Source organism: Nonomuraea endophytica (assembly GCF_014203235.1).
Lineage (GTDB): Bacteria > Actinomycetota > Actinomycetes > Streptosporangiales > Streptosporangiaceae > Nonomuraea > Nonomuraea endophytica.
On record NZ_JACHIN010000009.1, the window covers coordinates 183,299 to 202,328 of the forward strand.

General features: G+C 71.4%; 14 protein-coding genes. 5 read left to right on the top strand and 9 right to left on the bottom strand.

Features of this window, described 5'->3' with window-relative positions:
* The first annotated feature begins 89 nt into the window (after positions 1 to 89).
* A complete protein-coding gene (gene phoH2 / locus HNR40_RS31360) occupies positions 90 to 1,409 on the top strand; it encodes an RNA 5'-3' helicase PhoH2 (protein ID WP_312896580.1) in 1,320 nt (439 codons plus the stop codon).
* Here the strand turns inward: phoH2 and HNR40_RS31365 are convergent.
* From HNR40_RS31365 to HNR40_RS31375, 3 genes are read right to left on the bottom strand one after another with little or no spacing between them, the layout of a single operon-like run.
* Positions 1,399 to 1,947 carry a hypothetical protein gene (locus HNR40_RS31365; protein ID WP_184967672.1) on the bottom strand — a complete coding sequence of 183 codons (549 nt, stop codon included), beginning with the start codon at positions 1,945 to 1,947 and terminating at the stop codon, positions 1,399 to 1,401. The genes phoH2 and HNR40_RS31365 overlap by 11 nt on opposite strands.
* Positions 1,944 to 3,353 (bottom strand): ATP-binding protein, encoded by a 1,410-nt coding sequence (locus HNR40_RS31370; RefSeq protein ID WP_221341061.1) that lies wholly within the window; start codon positions 3,351 to 3,353, stop codon positions 1,944 to 1,946. Before HNR40_RS31370 ends, HNR40_RS31365 begins: the two co-directional genes overlap by 4 nt.
* The gene (locus HNR40_RS31375; RefSeq protein WP_184967676.1) at positions 3,353 to 4,027 is read right to left on the bottom strand and encodes a response regulator; all 675 of its coding nucleotides are present in this window, start codon (positions 4,025 to 4,027) and stop codon (positions 3,353 to 3,355) included. The genes HNR40_RS31370 and HNR40_RS31375 overlap by 1 nt, the downstream gene beginning before the upstream one ends.
* 321 nt (positions 4,028 to 4,348) lie before the next feature.
* Between HNR40_RS31375 and HNR40_RS31380 the strand changes: the two genes are divergently transcribed.
* Both HNR40_RS31380 and HNR40_RS31385 read left to right on the top strand, forming a co-directional pair.
* Positions 4,349 to 4,984 (top strand): aggregation-promoting factor C-terminal-like domain-containing protein, encoded by a 636-nt coding sequence (locus tag HNR40_RS31380; protein WP_246509669.1) that lies wholly within the window; start codon positions 4,349 to 4,351, stop codon positions 4,982 to 4,984.
* 60 nt (positions 4,985 to 5,044) lie between these two features.
* Positions 5,045 to 7,039: a glycosyltransferase family 2 protein gene (locus tag HNR40_RS31385; RefSeq protein ID WP_184967679.1), complete on the top strand. Its 1,995-nt coding sequence runs from the start codon at positions 5,045 to 5,047 to the stop codon at positions 7,037 to 7,039.
* Here HNR40_RS31385 and HNR40_RS31390 read toward each other — a convergent pair.
* From HNR40_RS31390 to HNR40_RS31410, 5 genes are read right to left on the bottom strand one after another with little or no spacing between them, the layout of a single operon-like run.
* Positions 7,029 to 8,165: an alpha/beta hydrolase family protein gene (locus tag HNR40_RS31390; RefSeq protein ID WP_184967681.1), complete on the bottom strand. Its 1,137-nt coding sequence runs from the start codon at positions 8,163 to 8,165 to the stop codon at positions 7,029 to 7,031. The two genes, HNR40_RS31385 and HNR40_RS31390, sit on opposite strands and share 11 nt — an antisense overlap.
* Positions 8,165 to 9,160, bottom strand: coding sequence for an alpha/beta fold hydrolase (locus tag HNR40_RS31395; protein WP_184967683.1), 996 nt, complete (start codon positions 9,158 to 9,160; stop codon positions 8,165 to 8,167). The genes HNR40_RS31390 and HNR40_RS31395 overlap by 1 nt, the downstream gene beginning before the upstream one ends.
* A complete protein-coding gene (locus HNR40_RS31400) occupies positions 9,157 to 10,428 on the bottom strand; it encodes an MFS transporter (protein ID WP_184967685.1) in 1,272 nt (423 codons plus the stop codon). Before HNR40_RS31400 ends, HNR40_RS31395 begins: the two co-directional genes overlap by 4 nt.
* 31 nt (positions 10,429 to 10,459) lie before the next feature.
* A complete protein-coding gene (locus HNR40_RS31405) occupies positions 10,460 to 12,340 on the bottom strand; it encodes a helix-turn-helix domain-containing protein (protein ID WP_312896581.1) in 1,881 nt (626 codons plus the stop codon).
* A complete protein-coding gene (locus HNR40_RS31410) occupies positions 12,340 to 13,089 on the bottom strand; it encodes a 3-hydroxybutyrate dehydrogenase (RefSeq protein ID WP_184967687.1) in 750 nt (249 codons plus the stop codon). The genes HNR40_RS31405 and HNR40_RS31410 overlap by 1 nt, the downstream gene beginning before the upstream one ends.
* Positions 13,090 to 13,330: 241 nt before the next feature.
* Between HNR40_RS31410 and trpD the strand changes: the two genes are divergently transcribed.
* Positions 13,331 to 14,404 carry an anthranilate phosphoribosyltransferase gene (gene trpD / locus HNR40_RS31415; RefSeq protein ID WP_312896582.1) on the top strand — a complete coding sequence of 358 codons (1,074 nt, stop codon included), beginning with the start codon at positions 13,331 to 13,333 and terminating at the stop codon, positions 14,402 to 14,404.
* Here the strand turns inward: trpD and dnaE are convergent.
* A complete protein-coding gene (gene dnaE, locus HNR40_RS31420; RefSeq protein WP_184967691.1) occupies positions 14,370 to 17,882 on the bottom strand; it encodes a DNA polymerase III subunit alpha in 3,513 nt (1,170 codons plus the stop codon). The two genes, trpD and dnaE, sit on opposite strands and share 35 nt — an antisense overlap.
* Before the next feature lie 120 nt (positions 17,883 to 18,002).
* On the opposite strand from dnaE, the gene HNR40_RS31425 reads away from it, so the two are divergent.
* Positions 18,003 to 18,959, top strand: coding sequence for a LysR family transcriptional regulator (locus HNR40_RS31425; RefSeq protein ID WP_184967693.1), 957 nt, complete (start codon positions 18,003 to 18,005; stop codon positions 18,957 to 18,959).
* Positions 18,960 to 19,030: the final 71 nt, after the last annotated feature.

The following is a 19,030-nucleotide window of genomic DNA, read 5'->3' on the forward strand; positions in this document are numbered from 1 at the left end:
CCCCGGCGCCCTTCGGCGGGCGCGGGTCCGGTCCGATTCCCACCTCGTCTGCAGGGCGCCTGTCCCCATGGGCGCCCGGGGGAGAACGTGTGGCAGTGTCCTCGAGCAACCCTTCGACCAACCCCGGCAAGCGCACCTACGTGCTGGACACGTCGGTCCTTCTAGCCGACCCGGCGGCGATGACCAGATTCGCCGAGCATGAGGTCGTCCTCCCGATCGTCGTGATCACGGAGCTGGAAGGGAAGCGGAACCATCCTGAACTCGGCTACTTCGCGCGCAAAGCGTTGCGTTACCTCGACGACCTGCGCGTGCAATACGGCAGGCTCGACGAGCCCATGCCCACCGGGGAAGGCACGATCAGGGTTGAACTCAACCACAGCGACCCGTCCATCCTGCCCGTAGGCTTCCGCCTCGGCGACAACGACACCCGCATCCTCACCGTGGCCCGTTCGCTGGCCGCCGAGGGGCGCGACGTCGTGCTGGTCTCCAAGGACCTGCCCTTGCGGGTCAAGGCGGCCTCGATCGGCCTGTCGGCGGAGGAATACCGCGCCGAACTGGTCGTGGAGTCGGGCTGGACGGGGATGGCCGAGATCCAGGTGACCACCGAGGACGTCGAGACGCTCTTCGAGCACGGCGCCGCGGAACTGGAGGAGGCCAGGGACCTGCCCGCGCACACCGGGCTGCGGCTGCTGTCGAGCAAGGGCTCGGCGCTGGGCCGGGTGCTGCCCGACAAGTCGGTCAAGCTGGTGCGGGGCGACCGCGAGGTGTTCGGGCTGCACGGCCGCTCGGCCGAGCAGCGCATCGCGCTGGAACTCCTGATGGACCCCGAGATCGGCATCGTGTCGCTGGGCGGCCGGGCCGGCACCGGAAAGTCCGCCCTGGCGCTCTGCGCGGGTCTGGAGGCCGTTCTGGAGCGCCGCCAGCACCGCAAGGTCGTGGTCTTCCGCCCGCTGTACGCGGTGGGCGGCCAGGAGCTCGGCTACCTTCCCGGCACCGAGGGCGAGAAGATGGGCCCCTGGGCCCAGGCCGTCTACGACACCCTGGGCGCGGTGACCACGCCTGAGGTGATCGAGGAGGTCATCGATCGGGGCATGCTGGAGGTGCTTCCGCTCACCCACATCCGCGGCCGGTCGCTGCACGACGCGTTCGTGATCGTGGACGAGGCGCAGTCGCTGGAGCGCGGGGTGCTGCTGACGGTGCTGAGCCGCATCGGCGCCAACTCCCGCGTGGTGCTCACCCACGACATCGCCCAGCGCGACAATCTGCGGGTGGGCCGTCACGACGGCGTCGTGGCGGTGGTGGAGAAGCTCAAGGGCCATCCGCTGTTCGCCCACGTGACGCTGACCAGGTCCGAGCGTTCGCCGATCGCGGCGCTGGTGACGGAGATGCTGGAGGACATCACTCTGTAGCGTCCTTCAGTTTCCCGCAGATGTGTTGCCCCTCGTCCTGGGGCGCCCTGCTGGGGAACTGACGGATGATCTTCACCTGCTCGAACTGTGTCTCCTGCTGGGCGGTGCAGACGATCTGCTTCTTGCCCAGCAGGGGCAGCGGCCCGGTGCCCTTGATGTACACGGTCAGCGTGGACGTCCTCGGCAGCCGGGTCTCGTCGCGGGTCTCCGGGTCGAGCGAGTCCTGCATGCCTTCGTAGGTGAAGCCGCGCAGGGCGGTGTGCAGACCGCCCAACTGCCGGCCGTTGGCCTGGAACAACGCGGTGAGCAGGCTGTCCACGGTGTCGTTCTCCACGTCGGCCGGCTCCCTGGTCAGCGCGAAGCGCGCGCGCCTGCTGTCCTGCCGCTGCTCGACCGGCTTGAGCAGGTAGATGGTCTTGGACGGCGGCGGGATCTTGACCGTCGGGGGTCCCGACACGTCCACCACGTTCGTGGGCGTGACCCCGCAGCCCGCCACCGCGAGGAGCAGGCCTGCCGCCAGCGCTCGCCGGCCGTTCATCGGCCCGGCAGCCAGACCGTGAACAGGGTGCCTGGACCCTGCCTGCGCACCGAGATGGTGCCGTTGTGCAGGTGTACGTTAGCCCTGGTGATGGCCAGGCCGAGCCCGCTGCCCTGGCTGCGCGAGCGTCCCGCTCCCGCCTTGAAGAACCGGTCGAAGACGTACGGCAGCGCCTCCTCCGGAATCCCGGCGCCGTGGTCGCGTACCTTCATCTCCAGTCCGTTCTCCGTGCCTCTGGCCGACACCTGGACCGGCGGGCCGCCGTGTTTGATGGCGTTGCCCACCAGGTTGGCGACGATCACGTCGAAGCGGCGCGGGTCCACGGTGGCGGCGAGTCCCTTGGCCACGTTCACCTCCACGGTCTCCGTCCAGCCGCGTGTCTCCAGGCTGTCATGGATGGCGTCGTACACGTTGACGGATTCCACGTTGAGCGTGGCCGTGCCGGCGTCGAAGCGGCTGACCTCGATGAGGTGCTCGACGAGGTGGCGCAGCCGTTCGATCTCCGACAGCACGAGCCTGACCGCCTCGGCGGGCGCGTCGGGCAGCCGCTCGGCCTCCTCCATGAGCATGTCGGCCACAGCGGTCATCGCGGTCAGGGGCGTGCGCAGCTCGTGCGAGACGTCGGCGACGAAGCGGCGCGAGAGGGCCTCCAGGGCGCGGAGTTCGGAGACGCTGAGCTCCAGCGCGGCGGCGGCGTCGTTGAACCTGGCGGTCAGCGCGGCCAGTTCGTCCTGGCCGTGCACGGGCAGCCGGGTGTCGAGGCGGCCCTCGCCGAGCGCCTGGGCGGCGGCGCTGAGGCGGCGTACGGGCAGCAGCACGCTTCTGGCCGAGACCAGCGCGACGCCGAGCGCGATCAGCACGATGAGCGCGCCGCCCTGCGCGAGCGAGCCCTTGAGGGTGGTGAGCTGGTCCTCTTCCTCGCGCATGGAGAAGAAGACGAAGGCGCGCAGCCCGCTGGCCTCGGGCACGGGGCCGTCCCTGCGGTAGACCTCGGCGCCGACGATCAGCCACACGTCGTCGCCGATCACCTGGCGCTGCTTGACCACGCCGCCGCGGGCCCTGCCGTGCAGCTCGTGCGGGACGTTGGCCATCGACAGCGGGCCCTCGGAGAAGCTGAGGTGGCCGTACTCCAGCGCGACGCTGCGGGCGGGGCCGTTGAGCGCGTCGGCCAGTTGTTGCAGGTCCTTGTAGTCGGGCGCGGCCTCGCCCTGGCGCAGCGTGCCGACCGGGAAGGTGATCTGGCGCAGCTCCCTGGTGACCAGGTCGACGGCGCTGTCCTCGGCCCGCTGGATGAGGGCGGCCTTGGCCAGCTCGTAGCCGATGGTGGCGACCATGACCGAGGCCGCCACGGCGACGAGCGTGAACGTGATGACCAGGCGGGCGCGCAGTCCGGTGGGCAGCCGCATCACGGAGGGCTGAACCGGTAGCCGAAGCCGCGGACGGTGTGGATGAACACCGGCTCGGCCGGGCGCGGTTCGATCTTCGCCCGCACGCGCTGCACACAGGCGTCGACGAGGCGGGAGTCGGCCACGTGGGTGTGGTCCCAGACGACGCGCAGCAGGTAGCGCCGGTTGAGCACCTGGCCGGGATGGCGCACGAGCTCCAGCAGCAGCCGCAGCTCGGTGGGGGTCAGGTGGATCTCCTTGTTGGCCAGCGTGACCTTGAGCGCGCCCCGGTCGATCATGAGGTCGCCGAAGGAGATGCGGTCGGACGAGGCCGACTCGGCGCGGCGCAGGATGGCCCTGATCCGCGCGTCCAGCACCCGGGGCTCGACCGGCTTGACCACGTAGTCGTCGGCGCCGGCCTCCAGCCCGACCACGACGTCGAGGTCGTCGCCGCGGGCGGTGAGCAGGATGACCGGAAGCTGGTCCAGGCGGCGGATGCGGCGGCACACCTCGACTCCGTCGATCCCCGGCAGCATCACGTCGAGGATGGCGATCTCCGGGCGGCGGGACCTGATGTGGTCGAGCGCCTCCTCGCCCGTGGCGTAGGACGTCACGGAGTGCCCCTGCCGGGTCAGCGCCAGCTCCAGGGCGGTGCGGACGGAGGGGTCGTCTTCGACGAGGAGGATGCCAGCCACGCGCACATTATTCTTCCACGCCGCGAATATCCGTGTTCTGTCATAAAAATGTGACATCCCTGGGAAGCGCGGGCGGAAGTCTGTAATGAGGCTCTCCCTTCGGTCAGCGGGGCGCGAGGGGCGGGCCTTACGCATGTGACAAAAGTCACAGTCGTGAAAGAAAAACCTGTGTGGCCTGCTGATCAGTCAATGGAACACCAACCAGATGTCGCGTTTTGGTTGCGGACCACCCCCTGGGACAGGGCATTCTCATAGGTCGTGAGCCCTGGTCCGGAGTTGAAGGAGCGCGCGGCGCCGCCGTCTCGCCGCAAGAAGAAGGCGATGACCCCGAAGCGCGTGCTGATCTTCGGTTTGGCGGCCGTGGTCGTGGCCGGTGGCGGCGGTTTCACCGCCTACACCGCGTTCCAGAACTCCAAGGCCGTCCACGAGCCCATCTCCCCCGAGGAGTGGGGCAAGATCGCCATGGGCGACTTCTACTCGCCTGATCCCAAGGCCGACTCCTACAAGGCCGCGGCGGTCACGGCGTACCAGAAGGACAAGCTCAAGAAGGAGCGCAAGGGCGTCGAGGGCCTCGACCCGGTCATCATCAAGAAGCGCGGTCCCGGCGGCGACGGCTTCCCGCCCGCCAACTTCCCGGTCGGCAGCAACCCCTCGCCCGGCAGCAACAAGGCGCTCGCCAAGGGGATGCTCGGCCAGTTCGGCTTCGGCGAGGACCAGTGGGGCTGCCTGGAGAAGCTCTGGCACAAGGAGAGCGGCTGGAACGAGCGGGCCATGAACCGCTACTCCGGCGCCTACGGCATCCCCCAGTCGCTGCCCGGCAGCAAGATGGCCAGCGCGGGCGCCGACTGGCAGACCAACGCCGCCACCCAGATCGAGTGGGGCCTCGGCTACATCAAGGGCCGCTACGGCACGCCTTGCGGTGCTTGGGGCCATTCCCAGGCCAAGGGCTGGTACTGACCCGCTATTCGATCGGCAAGCCGTCGCGCCTGATCCGGTACTACGGCGCACCCTGGCGGCATGGCTATGAAGGTCAGCGTGATCGTCAGTGTCCATAATCCGGGTGCCGGCGCCGATCCGTGCATCCGCTCCGTGCTGGAGCAGACGCTGCCGCCGGAGGCGTACGAAGTGATCTTCGTGGACGACGGGTCCACGGACGGCATCGCGGAGCGGCTCGACACCGTGGCCGCGGTCCGCAGAAACGTGCGGGTCCTGCATCTGCCGCACACCGGCTCGCCCATGCGCGGGCGCAACATCGGACTGGCCGCGGCCAAGGGCGAGTTCGTCTACTTCCTCGACCAGCGCGACCGCCTGGAGCGCACCGCGCTGGAACACATGTACGCGCGGGCCGGGGAGACCGACGCCGACGTGCTCGTCGGCCGCCTCGTGCGCGACTCGGGGCCGCCGCTGACCGCCTTCGAGGCCAGCACCGCCCGCGCCGACATCCTGCGTGACCGGCTGCTCAGCCTGCTCACGCCGCACAAGCTCTTCCGCCGGGCGTTCCTGGAGAAGCATCGGCTGGGCTTCGCCGTACCCGGGGGGCGGATGGCGGAGCAGGCGTTCGTGGTGCGCGCCTATCTCCTGGCCAAGGTCGTCGCGGTGATGGCCGACCAGGTCTGCTGCCACCTCGGCGAGCGCGAGGAGGCCGACGACGACCTGCGCACGGTCGCCGGCGAGCTGCTGTCGCTGCTGAACGTCGTCGACGAGCACACCGAGCAGGGCCGCCAGCGCGACCGCATGTACGCCCACTGGCTGCGCTCGGTGGTGCTTCGCCCGTTCCTCAGCGCCCGCTTCGCCGGGTCGTCGGTGGACCGCGGGAAGATGTTCACCACGAGCAGGGAGCTCGTGCTGGAGCGCTTCCCCGAGCGGCTCGACCGGCACCTGCCGGTGCACCTGCGCGCGGTCGCCGCGTTCCTGCGGGCCGGCCGCCTCGACCAGCTCGTCAGCTACGCCAACGCCACCCGCCGCGCCGACCTGCGCGCCGACCTGCTCGACGTGCGCTGGGACGGCCCCGTGCTCGCGCTCGGCCTGGCCGTGGAGGTGCTGGCCGCCGACGGCGAGCCCGCCCGCTACCGGCTGGAGGACGGGCGCCTGCGGTGGCTGCCGCCGTGCTCGCTCGACGACAAGATCCTGCCCGACGGCGTCACGGACGTCACGTCCGCCGTGGCGCGCGCCCGCATCGAGGTCTACGTACGGCACGCCGACACCGGCGTCGTCTACTTCCTGCCCGTCACCTACCACGTGGAGCGCGTGCCGGAGGCCGAGGACGTACGGCTGCGCATCGTCGGCGAGGCCAGGCTGGACGTGGCCGTCGCCGCGCTCGGCGCCCCGCTGGCCTCCGGCCAATGGGAGGTCCACGTCCGCATGTACGGCGGCGCCCTCCAGGCCAGAACCCGCGTACGCCGCCCCGACGGCCCGCTCAACTGCCTGGGCATCCTGGCCCAGCGCCCCAGGCGCCGCCTGGTCGTCCCGTGCTGGACCGACGCAGGGGAGCTGGGCCTGGCCATCGAGCCGCGCTCGTTCTCCGAGTCGATCGCCCTGGTCTCGCCGGGCGCCAGCATCCGCAGGCAGGAGAACCACATCTACGTGGTCGTGCCCGTGCCGTATGTGCCGCCGAGCGGCGGTCCTCCGCTGGAGCTGGTGCTGCGCAACACCGCCGGCCGCCTGCGCGAGATCTCCGCGCCCGCCTTGGTGGAGCCGGGCGTGCCGGGCAGGATCGCGGGCCAGCTCGTGGCCAAGGTGCCGGTCAAGCGGCTGCTGCCGGGCCGCGACCGGCTCGGTCCCGGCGCCTGGATGTCCTCGCTGCGCGCCGAGGACGACGAGGTGGGCCTGCGCTTCGGGCTGGAGATGCGCGGCAGCAGGGTCGAGGTGTGCGCGTCGACCGAGCTGGATCCGGCGCGGCGCTCGCCCATGGGACGCGACACGATGCTGCGCCGCCTGGGCCGGCGGGTGCCGGGAGCCCGCCACCTGGTCCGCCTGGCCCGCGCGGGCAAGCACCGCTACCTCAAGGACTGACCCAGTCCTCCAGCTCCTCGAAGGCCTTCCTGAACTCGGGCAGGATCGGCCTGAGCCGGTCCGGATAGGCGTCGACCAGGGCGTCCAGGTGGTTGCCGCCCTCGACGCGGTGGTAGCGGAAGGGGCGGCGCGGCCCGACCATCTCGGCGTAGACGTCGGAGGAGCGGGCGATGGGCAGCAGGGCGTCCAGCGTGCCGTGGACGGTGATGAGCGGCTTGGTGATCCGGCCGGTCAGCGCGATCTTCGCCACGGCCGCGTACGGCCGGCGCTCGGCGTACACGTAGTCGGCCGGTGCGCCGGTGTAGGCCGGGTCCAGTTCCTTCTGGTAGAGCTGCTGGGTGAGGTCCCAGTAGTACTGGCGGTGGAAGGGCCACAGGAACTCCGACTCCGGCGGGAAGCCGGCCCGCAGCGGGCCGTGTTTGAGCGCCGTGGGCAGGAAGTCCAGCAGGTTGTCGCCCTTCAGCCGCCAGAGCGTGCCCTCCCAGTCGACGCCGCCGTCGTAGAGGTGGCCGCGGTTCTCCAGCTGCCACCTGACCAGGTAGCCGCCGTTGGAGATGCCGGCCATCAGGGTGCGGGCGGGCGGCCTGCCGTACCGCTGCCTGACGACGGACTTGGCGGCGAGGGTGAGCTGGGTGACGCGGTGGTTCCACTCGGCGATGGCGTCGCCCGGGCGGCGGCCGTCGGTGTGGAAGTCGAGGCCGACGTTGCCCTTGTCGGTGGCGGCGAAGGCGTAGCCCTTGGCGAGAACCCAGTCGGAGATGGTGAAGTCGTTGGCGTACTGCTCCCGGTTGCCGGGGGTGCCGGAGACGACCAGGCCGCCGTTCCAGTTCTTGGGCAGGCGGATGACGAACTGGGCGTCGTGGTTCCAGCCCCGGGTCTTGTTGCCGGTGGAGGTGTCGGGGAAGTAGCCGTCGATCTGGGTGCCGGGGACGCCGGTGGGGTTGGTGGTGGCCGCCGAGTGGAGGCCGGCCCAGTCGGCGGGGTCGGTGTGGCCGGTGGCGGCCGTGCCCGCGGTGGTGAGGTCGGCGAGGGCGGCGGTGACCGTGCGCTCGGCGCCGGGGACGGTGAGCTGCGGGGTGGCGACGAGCATGCCGCCGAGCAGGGTGAGGGCGGCTAAGGCGTGCATCAGGACCGTCCGAGGTGGTCGAGGAGCAGGCGGCGGAACTCCTGCGGGTGCTCCAGGTGGGGGCTGTGGCCGCAGTTCTCCAGGACGGCCTCCTCGTAGCGGCCGTAGCGCTCCAGCACGGCTCTGGTCTGGGCGATCATCGGCTGGGCCGGGGTGCCGGGGGAGCCGGGCACCACGCCGATCGCGCCGAGGTGGGCCAGGTCGAACGGCGAGGCGTCGGCGACGATCACGTCGTCGGCGCCCCTGATCCACAGGATCGGCGGCTTGTCCGGGAGCTCGTGGAGGTCGTCGAGGCGGAAGTGGGTGGGGGCCAGGGCGTTCAGGACGCCGCTCTTGCCCGGTGCCACGCCCGGCCAGCGGTCGGAGGTGACGGCGTCGCCCGGGTAGTTGTGCTCGCCGGTCCTGGTGGTGAGCATCGAGGCCACGTAGAAGTCCTCGTCGGGGACCGGGGCGGCGACGTAGGAGCTGCGGAAGACGGATCGCGGGGAGGTCGGGGAGTCGGCGGAGGTGTCGCCGGAGCTGAGGCGGGCCACGAAGTCGGGGTTGGCGGCTCCGGCGCCCGCTCCGGTGCCGTCCTCGTGGGTCAGCGTGCCTTCTGGGCCCTCGGTGCCGCTGTAGCCGTAGGGGGAGACGGGGTTGACCAGGGTGATGCTTCTGACCAGGTTCGGGTGGTCGCGCAGGAGCTGGAGGACGACGCCGCCGCCCATGCTCCAGCCCACCAGGTGCGCCTTGGGCAGGGCGAGCGTCTCGATCAGCTCGGTCAGGTCGTCGGAGAAGTCGCGCAGGCCGCGGGTGGCGTCCACGGGGGCCGGGTCGCTCTCGCCGAAGCCGCGCAGGTCGGGGGCCAGCGGGAGGTAGGGCTCGGGCAGGGCCTGCAGGGTGTCGCGCCAGAAGGCGCCGGAGGAGACGTTGCCGTGGACGAACAGCACGGGCTCAGCCCCGTTATCCCGAAATTTCAGGACGTGCTGGGTGAGGCGGGCGGTGGTGACTCTCACGCGTGGATCCTCTCAGCCAGGTCGCGGCCCTGGGTCTCCCTGGCCTTGTACACGGCGAACAGGGTCAGGAGGGCGGCGATGCCCAGGTAGATGGAGATCGGCACCGCGCTGTTGTACTCCCTGAGCAGGGCCACCGCGATCACCGGGGCCAGCGCGCCGGCCACGATGGCCGACAGCTGGGCGCCGATGGACACGCCGGTGTAGCGCGAGCGGGTGGCGAACAGCTCGGCGAAGAAGGCGGCCTGCGGGCCGTACATCATGCCGTGGAACAGCAGGCCGACCGTCACCGCCAGTGTGATCGCCAGGAAGTTGCCGGTGCTGACCAGCGGGAAGAACGCGAAGATCCACACGCCGATGCCGGCGGCGCCGGCGAGGTAGATCGGACGGCGGCCGACGCGGTCCGACAGCGCGCCCCACACCGGGATCGTCAGGAAGTGGATGGCCGAGGCGATGAGCACCGCGTTGAGCACGGTCGAGTTGTCGATCTTCTCGGCCTTGGCGTAGGTGATGACGAAGACCGTCAGCAGGTAGAACGAGATGTTCTCGGCCAGGCGGGCGCCGATCGCGGTCAGCACGTCGCGGCGGTGGTGGCGCAGCACGGTCACGATCGGCGCCGTCTCCTCCTTCGGCGCCTGCTGGAAGACGGGCGACTCGGAGATCGACAGCCGGATCCACAGGCCGATCAGCACGAGCACGCCCGACAGCAGGAACGGCACCCGCCAGCCCCATGACAGGAACGCCGACTCCGACTGCACGGCGGCCAGCACCGCCAGCACGCCCGTCGCCAGCAGGTTGCCGCCCGGCGCGCCCGCCTGCGGCCACGACGCCCAGAAGCCGCGCCGGGCGGAGTCGCCGTGCTCGGAGACGATCAGCACGGCGCCGCCCCACTCGCCGCCGAGCGCGAAACCCTGCACCAGGCGCAGGACCGTCAGCAGCAGCGGCGCCGCCGCGCCGATCGCGGCGTGCGTGGGCAGGCAGCCGATGAGGAACGTCGCCGCGCCCATCAGCAGCAGGCTGACGACCAGCAGCGTCTTGCGGCCCACCCGGTCGCCGAAGTGGCCGAAGACCAGGCCGCCCAGCGGTCTGGCGATGAACCCGACGGCGTAAGTGAGGAAAGCGAGCAACGTGCCGGTCAGGGGGTCGCTCTCGGGGAAGAAGAGCTTGTTGAACACCAGCGCGGCTGCGGAGCCGTACAGGAAGAAGTCGTACCACTCGATGGTGGTGCCGATCAGGCTCGCGCCGACGATCTTCTTGATGGAAGTGGCCATGCCGGTCACGCTAAAGAGTGACGGGCGTCACTCATATGGGGCCGTTCTCCACACTCTGGGGGGAGGTTGTGTGGCCGAGCCGGTGCAGGCGGAGCGCGAGCTGGAGCTCTAGGGCGCGCTCAGGTTCCTGCCAGCCGTCGCCCAGGAGCTTGGCGATGCGGTCCAGGCGCTGGGTGACGGTGTTGACGTGGATGTGCATGGCCTCGGCCGTACGCGAGGGTGAGCCGCCCGCGGCGAAGTAGGCGGCCAGCGTGTCCACCAGCGCGGTGCCCCGGCGGGCGTCGTAGCCGCTCACCGGGCCGAGCACGGAGTCCACGAAGCCGGGCACGTCCTGGCCGTCGCCGATGAGCAGGCCGACGAAGCCCAGCTCGGCCGCGCCCGCGCCGTCGCCCGCCCGGCCCAGCGCGACCAGCGCCTGCGCGCACCGCTGCGCCTCCCGGTAGGCCGCCGTGACCTCCCCGTTCCTCGGTACGGCCGCGCCCGCCGTCGCCGGCTGGCCGAGGGAGGAGGTCAGCTCGGCGGCGATCCGGCGGGCGATCGCGCCGGGATCGTCACCCGGCAGCAGCAGCACGACCTCCTCGCCGCGCGCCGCGGCCAGCCCGTGCCGGATCGCCGCCTGCGAGGAGGCCCAGAACGCCGCCCGCTCGCGTTGTCCCTCGTGCCTGGCCACGACCAGCACGTGCGGGGTGTCCAGGTCCAGGCCCAGCCTGCGGGCGCGGTCGGCCAGGCCGGGTGAGCCGGGGCGGGAGATCAGGTCGTCCAGGAGCTCGCCGCGCACCCGGCCCTCGGCCTCGGCGACGCTGCGCCGGAACAGCAGCAGCAGCGCGCACACCTGGGCGCCGCGTTCGAGTATGCGCTCGTCGGCATCGAGGTCGTGGCCGCTGCGCAGCACCAGCGTGCACAGCGGCTCGCCGCCGACATCGACGCTGGCGATGAGCAGTTCGCCGCGCCGTACGGTCCGGCCGAGCGCGCGCGAGGCCTGTGCCGCCTCGAAGACGCCGGCATCGGTCCCGGCCGCGTCGGCGTCACCGGCCAGGGGACGGCCGAGGTCGTCCAGGACGGCCAGCGTCCCGCCCAGCACCTCCGTGATCACCGCGGCCACGTTCTCGATGCCGCCGCCGCGCAGCACCACCGAGGTCATCCGGTCGTGCGCCAGCGCCGCCCGCTCGACCGCCGCCGCGTGCTCGCGCGCGGTCCTGTGCGCCTGGGACAGCTCGTCGAGGGCGTTGCGCGTCTCCTGCAGCAGCCGCGCGTTGTCGATGGCCACCGCCGCGTGCGCGGCCAGCGACGCCAGCAGCGCCTCCTCTTCCTGCAGGAACGGCCGCGCGCTGCGGTTGGCCGCGAACAGCACGCCGATCACCCGGCGCCCCAGCCTGAGCGGCACCCCGAGGATGGCCACCAGGCCCTCCTCCTTGACCGCCGAGTCGATGGTCCCGGTGTGGTGGAAGCGCGAGTCCGCTGGATAGTCCGCGGTCGAGTACGGCCGCGCCGTCTGCGCCACGAGCCCGCCGAGCCCGTCGCCCATCCCGAGCCGCAGCGCCTGGAACGCGGCCGAGACGGAGCCGTCGGTGACCCGCATGAAGGTGTCGCCGCGCTCGGGGTCGCCCAGGGTGAGGTACGCGGTGTCGGTGCCGAGCAGCTGCCTGGCCCGGTGGACGATCGCCTCCAGCACGGCGTCGAGGTCGCGCAGCGCGGCCAGGTCACCGGCGGTGTCGAACAGCGCCGACAGCTCGGCCTCGCGCCTGGCCCGGCGCCGCAGCAGCTGCCTGACCCGCAGCGCCTCCACCTTGGCCAGTTCGAGCCGCTCGATCTCGGCCGGGTCGGCGCCGGCCGCCCGCGCCTCGATGATCGGCCCCTCGAACTCGACCGCCGAGGCCTCCCGGGCGAGCAGTTCGAGGAAGCGCCTGACCACTAGCGTGCCGTCCAGCCGCCGTCGACGGTGAGCGTGACCCCGGTGATGAACGACCCGCTCGGCCCGCACAGGTACGCGGCCAGGTCGGCCACTTCCTCGGGCTCGATCAGCCGCTTGATCGCCTCCGGCCCGAGCATGACGTCGGTGAGCACCTGGCTCTCCGGGATGCCGTGCGCCCTGGCCTGGTCGGCGATCTGGCGTTCGACCAGCTCGGTCCTGACGTACCCGGGCGAGACGCAGGCGGAGGTGACGCCGTGGGGCGCGCCTTCGAGCGCGATCACCTTGGACAGGCCCTCCAGCCCGTGCTTGGCCGCCGTGTACGCCGACTTGAACGGCGAGCCCCGCAGCCCGTGCACCGAGGTGATGTTGACGAAGCGGCCCCAGCCCCGTGCGTACATGCCGGGCAGCACGTGCCCGGCGATCAGGAAGGGCGCCTCCAGCATGACCTTGAGCATGGTCGCGAACGTCTCCGGCGGGAACTCCTCGATCGGCGCCACATGCTGAAATCCCGCATTGTTGACCACGATGTCGACTTCTGCGGGAAATTTCGTGACGAAGGCGGACTCGGCGAGGTCGGCGACGACGGCCAGCCCGCCCGTCTCGGCCGCGACCTTCTCCGCCGCCTCCTTGTCCCGGTCGACCGCCACCACCGCGGCCCCCAGCGAGGCCAGCTTGAGCGCGCACGCGCGCCCGATCCCCGCACCCGCCCCCGTCACCAGGGCGGTCCGGCCGCTCAGCTCGTTCCCCATGCTCCCGACCATAGGCGCTGGCCGATTCCGGACGCATGGGTGCCGCAGACATACCTGGGTGTTGATCTATGTGGTCCACGCCGAGGTGCTAAGGTTTGGCTCATGAACGCGTTCTCGTATTCCTGGTGGCCCGTCTCCTAGGCGGCCCCCCTAGCGTTCATCTCTACGGCCGCCTCGACGAGGCGGCCTTTCGCGTTTTCCCTCCGCCTTGCCGAGCAGACTCGACACCCGGAGGCGTCACGTGACCACCACCTGGCCCGCACTTCTCACCACGCTGCTCGGCGGCGGGTCGCTGTCGGCGCGCGACAGCGCGTGGGCGATGGAGCAGATCATGTCGGGTGCCGCGACCGACGCGCAGATCGCTGGTTTCGCCGTGGCCCTGCGCGCCAAGGGGGAGAGCGTCGAGGAGGTCGCCGGGCTCGCCGACGGGATGCTGGCCCGCTCGGCCGCGATCCGCATCCCCGGCGACCCCGTCGACCTGGTCGGCACCGGCGGCGACCGGGCCAACACCGTCAACGTCTCCACGATGGCCGCGATCGTCGCCGCCGCGGCGGGCGCGAAGGTGGTCAAGCACGGCTCCCGCTCGGCCAGCTCCGCCTCCGGGGCGGCGGACGTGCTGGAGGAGCTCGGCGTCGCCATCTCCCTGGACCCGGCGGCGGTGGCCGAGGTGGCCGAGGAGGTGGGGATCACGTTCCTGTTCGCCCCGATCTTCCATCCCTTCCTGCGCCACGCCGCCAAGGCGCGCGGGCAGCTCGGCGTCCCGACGGTCTTCAACTTCCTCGGCCCGCTCACCAACCCGGCCCTGCCCGCCGCGCAGGCGGTCGGCGTCTTCCACCCGCGCATGGCCGAGGTGATCGCGGGCGTGCTCGCCGAGCGCGGCGGCTCCTCGCTGGTCTTCCGCGGCGACGACGGGCTCGACGAGCTGACCACCACAGGTCCTTCCACCGTCCACGTGGTACGGCGGGGCGCGGTGCACCGGACCTGCTTCGACCCGGCCGACCTCGACATCCCCAGGGCCACGGTGGCCGACCTGCGCGGCGGCGACGCGGCCCACAACGCCGACGTCGCCAGGCGGCTCCTGGCGGGGGAGCCGGGCCCGGTGCGTGACATCGTCCTGCTGAACGCCGCCGCGGCGCTGGTCGCCGCCGACGGGACGCCACCGGCCGCCGACCTCACCGAGGCGCTGGGCAAGGCGATGCGGCGCACCGCCGACGCCGTGGACTCCGGCGCCGCCGCCGGCCTGCTCACCCGGTGGGCGGCGGCCACGCAGGCGGCGTACCTCAGGAGAGGGAAAGCGGACCCAGGAGCGCCTTGACGTCGGCGTGGAAGGCGGGGCTGGGAGTGATCGTGTAGGCGGGCAGGTCCATCAGGACGTCCTTGCCCGCCTCGCGGCGCACCCGCAGGTGGACGGGGGTCTCGCCGGGATGCGTGGTCAGGACGCGCCTGAACTCCCGCACCAGCCGGAGCGTCAGCTTCTCCTCCTCCAGCCGGATCACGAGCGGCGCGTCGGGCACGGTCAGGAACGTGACCTCCTCGCCGTAGACGCTCAGCGTCTCGTCGCGGACGTTGACCCGGCCGCTGACGGACACCACGTCGTCCTGCGCCAGCGACTCCCCGCACAGCGTGTAGACCTTGGGGAAGATCAGGCATTCGACGGCGGCCTCGTGGTCCTCCAGTGTGACGATGGCCCAGGGATGCCCCTGCTTGGTCACCTTGCGCTGCAGGCCGGAGACGATGCCGCTGACCCGGGTCTTGGCGTCCTGGCGGCCCGAGGACAGCAGGGCGGCGATCGTGGTGTCGCGATGAGCGCGAAGGAGCTGCTCTGCGCCGTCCAGCGGGTGGCCGGAGACATACAGGCCGAGCATCTCCCGCTCGTGGGCGAGCAGCGTCGGCTGGTCCCACTCCTCGTCGGGGATCGGGGCCGACAGGGCGTCCTCGGCGAACAGCGAGTCCTGGCCGTGGCCCTGGTTGCGCTTGAGTCCGACGACCGCGTCCACCGCCTGCTCGTGCACGGCGACCAGCGCCCGGCGGCGGTGTCCCAGGCTGTCGAACGCCCCCGCCTTGGCCAGCGACTCGATGACCCGCTTGTTGCAGACGGCGGCGGGCACCTTGCCGAGGAAGTCGTTGAAGTCGGTGTAGGGGCCCTTCTCGGTGCGGGCGGCGACGATGGCCTCCACGACGTTGGCGCCGATGTTGCGCACCGCGCCGAGGCCGAAGCGGATGTCGGCGCCGACCGCGGCGAAGTCCAGCCGGCTGGCGTTGACGTCGGGCGGCAGCACCTTGAGCCCCACGCGGCGGGCGTCGGCCAGGTAGACGGCCATCTTGTCCTTGTCGTCGCCGACCGAGGTGAGCAGCGCGGCCAGGTACTCGCTGGGGTGGTTGGCCTTGAGGTAGGCGGTCCAGTAGGAGACCAGGCCGTATCCGGCGGTGTGCGACTTGTTGAAGCCGTAGCCGCTGAACGGCACCAGGACGTCCCAGACGGCCTTGATCGCCGGATCGGAGAAGCCGTTGGCGCGCATGCCGGTCGAGAAGCGGTCCCACTCGGCGTCCAGCACCTCTTTCTTCTTCTTGCCCATGGCCCTGCGCAGCATGTCGGCGGCGCCCAGCGAGTACCCGGCGAGCTGCTGGGCGATGGCCATGACCTGCTCCTGGAAGACGACCAGGTGGTAGGTGTCGCCCAGGATCGGCTCCAGGGCCGACTCCAGCTCGGGGTGGATCGGCTCGACCGGCTGCTTGCCGGTCTTGCGCAGCGCGTAGTTGGTGTGGGCGTTCATCTCCATCGGGCCGGGCCGGTAGAGCGCGTTCACCGCCGCGATGTCGGTGAACGTGGTCGGCTGCATGAGCCGCAGCAGCACCCGCATGCCGCCGCTGTCGAGCTGGAAGACGCCGAGCGTGTCGCCTCGGGCGAGCAGTTCGTAGGTCCTGGCGTCGTCGAGCGGCACGTCCAGGACGTCGATGTCCACACCCTTGTTCGCCCGCACGCCGGCTGTCGCGTCCTGGATGACGGTGAGGTTGCGCAGCCCGAGGAAGTCCATCTTCAACAGGCCCATGTCCTCGGCCTGGGTGAACGGGAAGGCGGTCACGACCGGGCCGTCGGCCTTGGGCTTGGCCAGCGGGAGCACGTCCAGCAGGGGCTCGCTGGACAGGATGACGCCGGCGGCGTGGATGCCGGTGCCGCGGACCAGGCCTTCGACGCCGGTCGCCGTGTCGATCACCTGGCGGACCTCGGCGTCGGCGGCGTACATCTGCCGGAGTTCCGCCGCCTCGCCGTGGCGGGGGTGGTCCTCGTCGTGGATGGCCTGGAGCGGGATCTCCTTGCCGCCCACGGCCGAGGGGAAGGCCTTGCTGATCCGGTCGCCGAGTGCGTACGGGTGGCCGAGCACGCGGCAGGCGTCCTTGACGGCGGCCTTGGCCTTGATCGTGTTGAAGGTGACGATCTGGCAGACGCGGTCGTCGCCGTACTTGCGGGTGACGTAGTCGATCATCTCGTCCCGGCGGCGGTCGTCGAAGTCGAGGTCCACGTCCGGCATCGTGATCCGCTCGGGGTTGAGGAACCGCTCGAAGATCAGCTTGTGCTCGATCGGGTCGAGCTCGGTGATGCCCGTGCAGTAGGCGACCATGGAGCCGGTGGCCGAGCCCCTGCCGGGGCCCAGGCCGATGCCGTTCGCGCGGGCGTGCCGGCAGATGTCGGAGACGACCAGGAAGTAGCCGGGGAAGCCCATGGTGTCGATGACCGACAGCTCGTAGTCGATGCGGTCCAGGACCTCCTGCGGCGGGTCGTCGGCGTAGCGGCGGCGGGCGCCGCGCAGCGACTCCTCGCGCAGCCAGCTCGACTCGCTCTGGCCCTCCGGCACCGGGAACCTCGGCGTCAGGTCGCGGTGGGCGAAGACCTCGGCGTAGTCGCCGACCCGCTCGGCCACCAGCAGCGTGTTGTCGCAGGCGCCCGGCACCTCGGCGTCCCACTGGGCGCGCATCTCCTCGGCGGGCTTGAGGTAGTAGCCGCTGCCGCCGAACCTGAACCGGTCGGCGTCGGCCAGCCGCTTGCCGGTGCCGATGCACAGCAACGCGTCGTGCGCCTGGGACTGCGACTCGGTGACGTAGTGGGAGTCGTTGGTGGCCAGCGGCGGCAGGCCGAGCGCCGTGCCGATGCGCAGCAGGTCCTCGCGGACGCGGCGCTCGATGGCCAGGCCGTGGTCCATCAGCTCCAGGAAGTAGTTGTCCGGGCCGAACAGGTCGCGGTAGCGGGCGGCGGCGGCGAGCGCCCGGTCGTACTGGCCGAGGCGGAGCCGGGTCTGCACCTCTCCCGACGGGCAGCCGGTGGTGGCGATGACGCCGTGGTGGTGCTCGGCCAGGAGCTCATCATCCATGCGCGGATATTTCTGGACGTGTCCCTCCAGCCAGGCCCGTGACTGCAGCCTGAACAGGTTCCGCAGCCCCGCCGCGTCCGCCGCCCACATCGTCATGTGCGTGTACAGCCCCCGCCCCGAGACGTCGCCGCCCGCCCCGGTCTCATCGTCCGAGCGCCGCAGCGACCGGTCCTCGCTCCAGAACACCGGCCGCCGGTCCCGCCGGGAGGCCGGCGCCACGTACGCCTCGATCCCGATGACCGGCTTGACGCCCGCCTTGCGCGCCGCCTGGTGGAACTCGTAGGCCCCGTGCACGTTGCCGTGGTCGCTCATGGCCACGGCCGGCATCCCCAGCCTGACCGCCTCCGCCATCAGCGGCGCCACCTTGGCGGCCCCGTCCAGCATGCTGTACTCCGTGTGCACGTGCAGGTGTGCGAAGGACCGCATGCCACTCCTCCTGGTTGTACGCTCGGCGCGGAACCCGAGCATTCGACCCGAGGCCGAACCGGGTTGTCCAACAAACGACACGCGGAAACCCACAACGGGCGGTTGTGTAAGGAGGTGGCGATGGAGGGCCCGGAGCTCGACCTCGGCGCGGTGCGCGCGTTCGTGGCGATCGCCGACGAACGCTTCTTCGCCGAGGCCGCCGCCGGCCTCGGCATCAGCCAGCAGGCCGTCTCCAAACGGATCGCGAAGCTGGAGTCGGACCTCGGCCTGACGCTCTTCTACCGCACGCGCGGCGGCGCCGACCTCACCCAGGACGGCGCCGCCTTCCTGACCCACGCCCGCGCCCTCGTGGGCCTGGCCGACCAGGCCGTCGAACTGGCCGGACGGCGGCACCGGGCGCTGCGCGTGGACGTGCTGGACACCCGGGTGGCCTCCATCGAACTGGTCCGCTCCTTCCACCGCGCCCGAGGGGAGGCGGACATCGACGTCGTCACCTCCAACGGCCTCAGGAGCGCCCGCGAGAGCCTCGGCAAGGGCCACGTGGACGCCGTCTTCGCCCGCGCCACCGGACCCTTGCCCGACTCCCTGGAAGCCGTCCCGGCCTACCTGGAGCCGCTGTCCCTCCTGGTCGGGCGGACGCACCCGCTGGCCGGGCGCAGACAGTTCGCGACCGCGGACCTGGCAGGCATGACCGTGTGGATGCCGGGCAACGAAGAAGGCAGCGAGTGGGCCGGCTTCTACGCCGAGATGGCCGCCGCCTTCGGGTTCACGGTGGACACGTCGGGGCCGGACTTCGGCTGGGAACACTTCGTGGAGACGGTGGCCGAGGGGGAGCGGGTCAGCTTCGCGGGCGAACGCACCCGCATCCCCCGGCACCCGGACACCATCCAGATCCCGCTGGTCAACCCGTCACCGGCCTACCCGTGCTCGCTGATCGTGCACCGGCAGAACCGGCGGGCGATCCTGCGGGCGTTCGTCGAGCACGTGCGGGAGGGCTTTCACACCTTCGCCCCGGACAGGCACTGGCTGCCTGCCGGGGACCGGGAGCTGTTCGCCCTGCCGGTTGGGCGCGGGTGACTGTTCGGCTTTTCCCGGTCGGCTGGTTAAGGGGGCCGTTGCGGTGAGGTATTTGTCCGACGTGGGAAGCG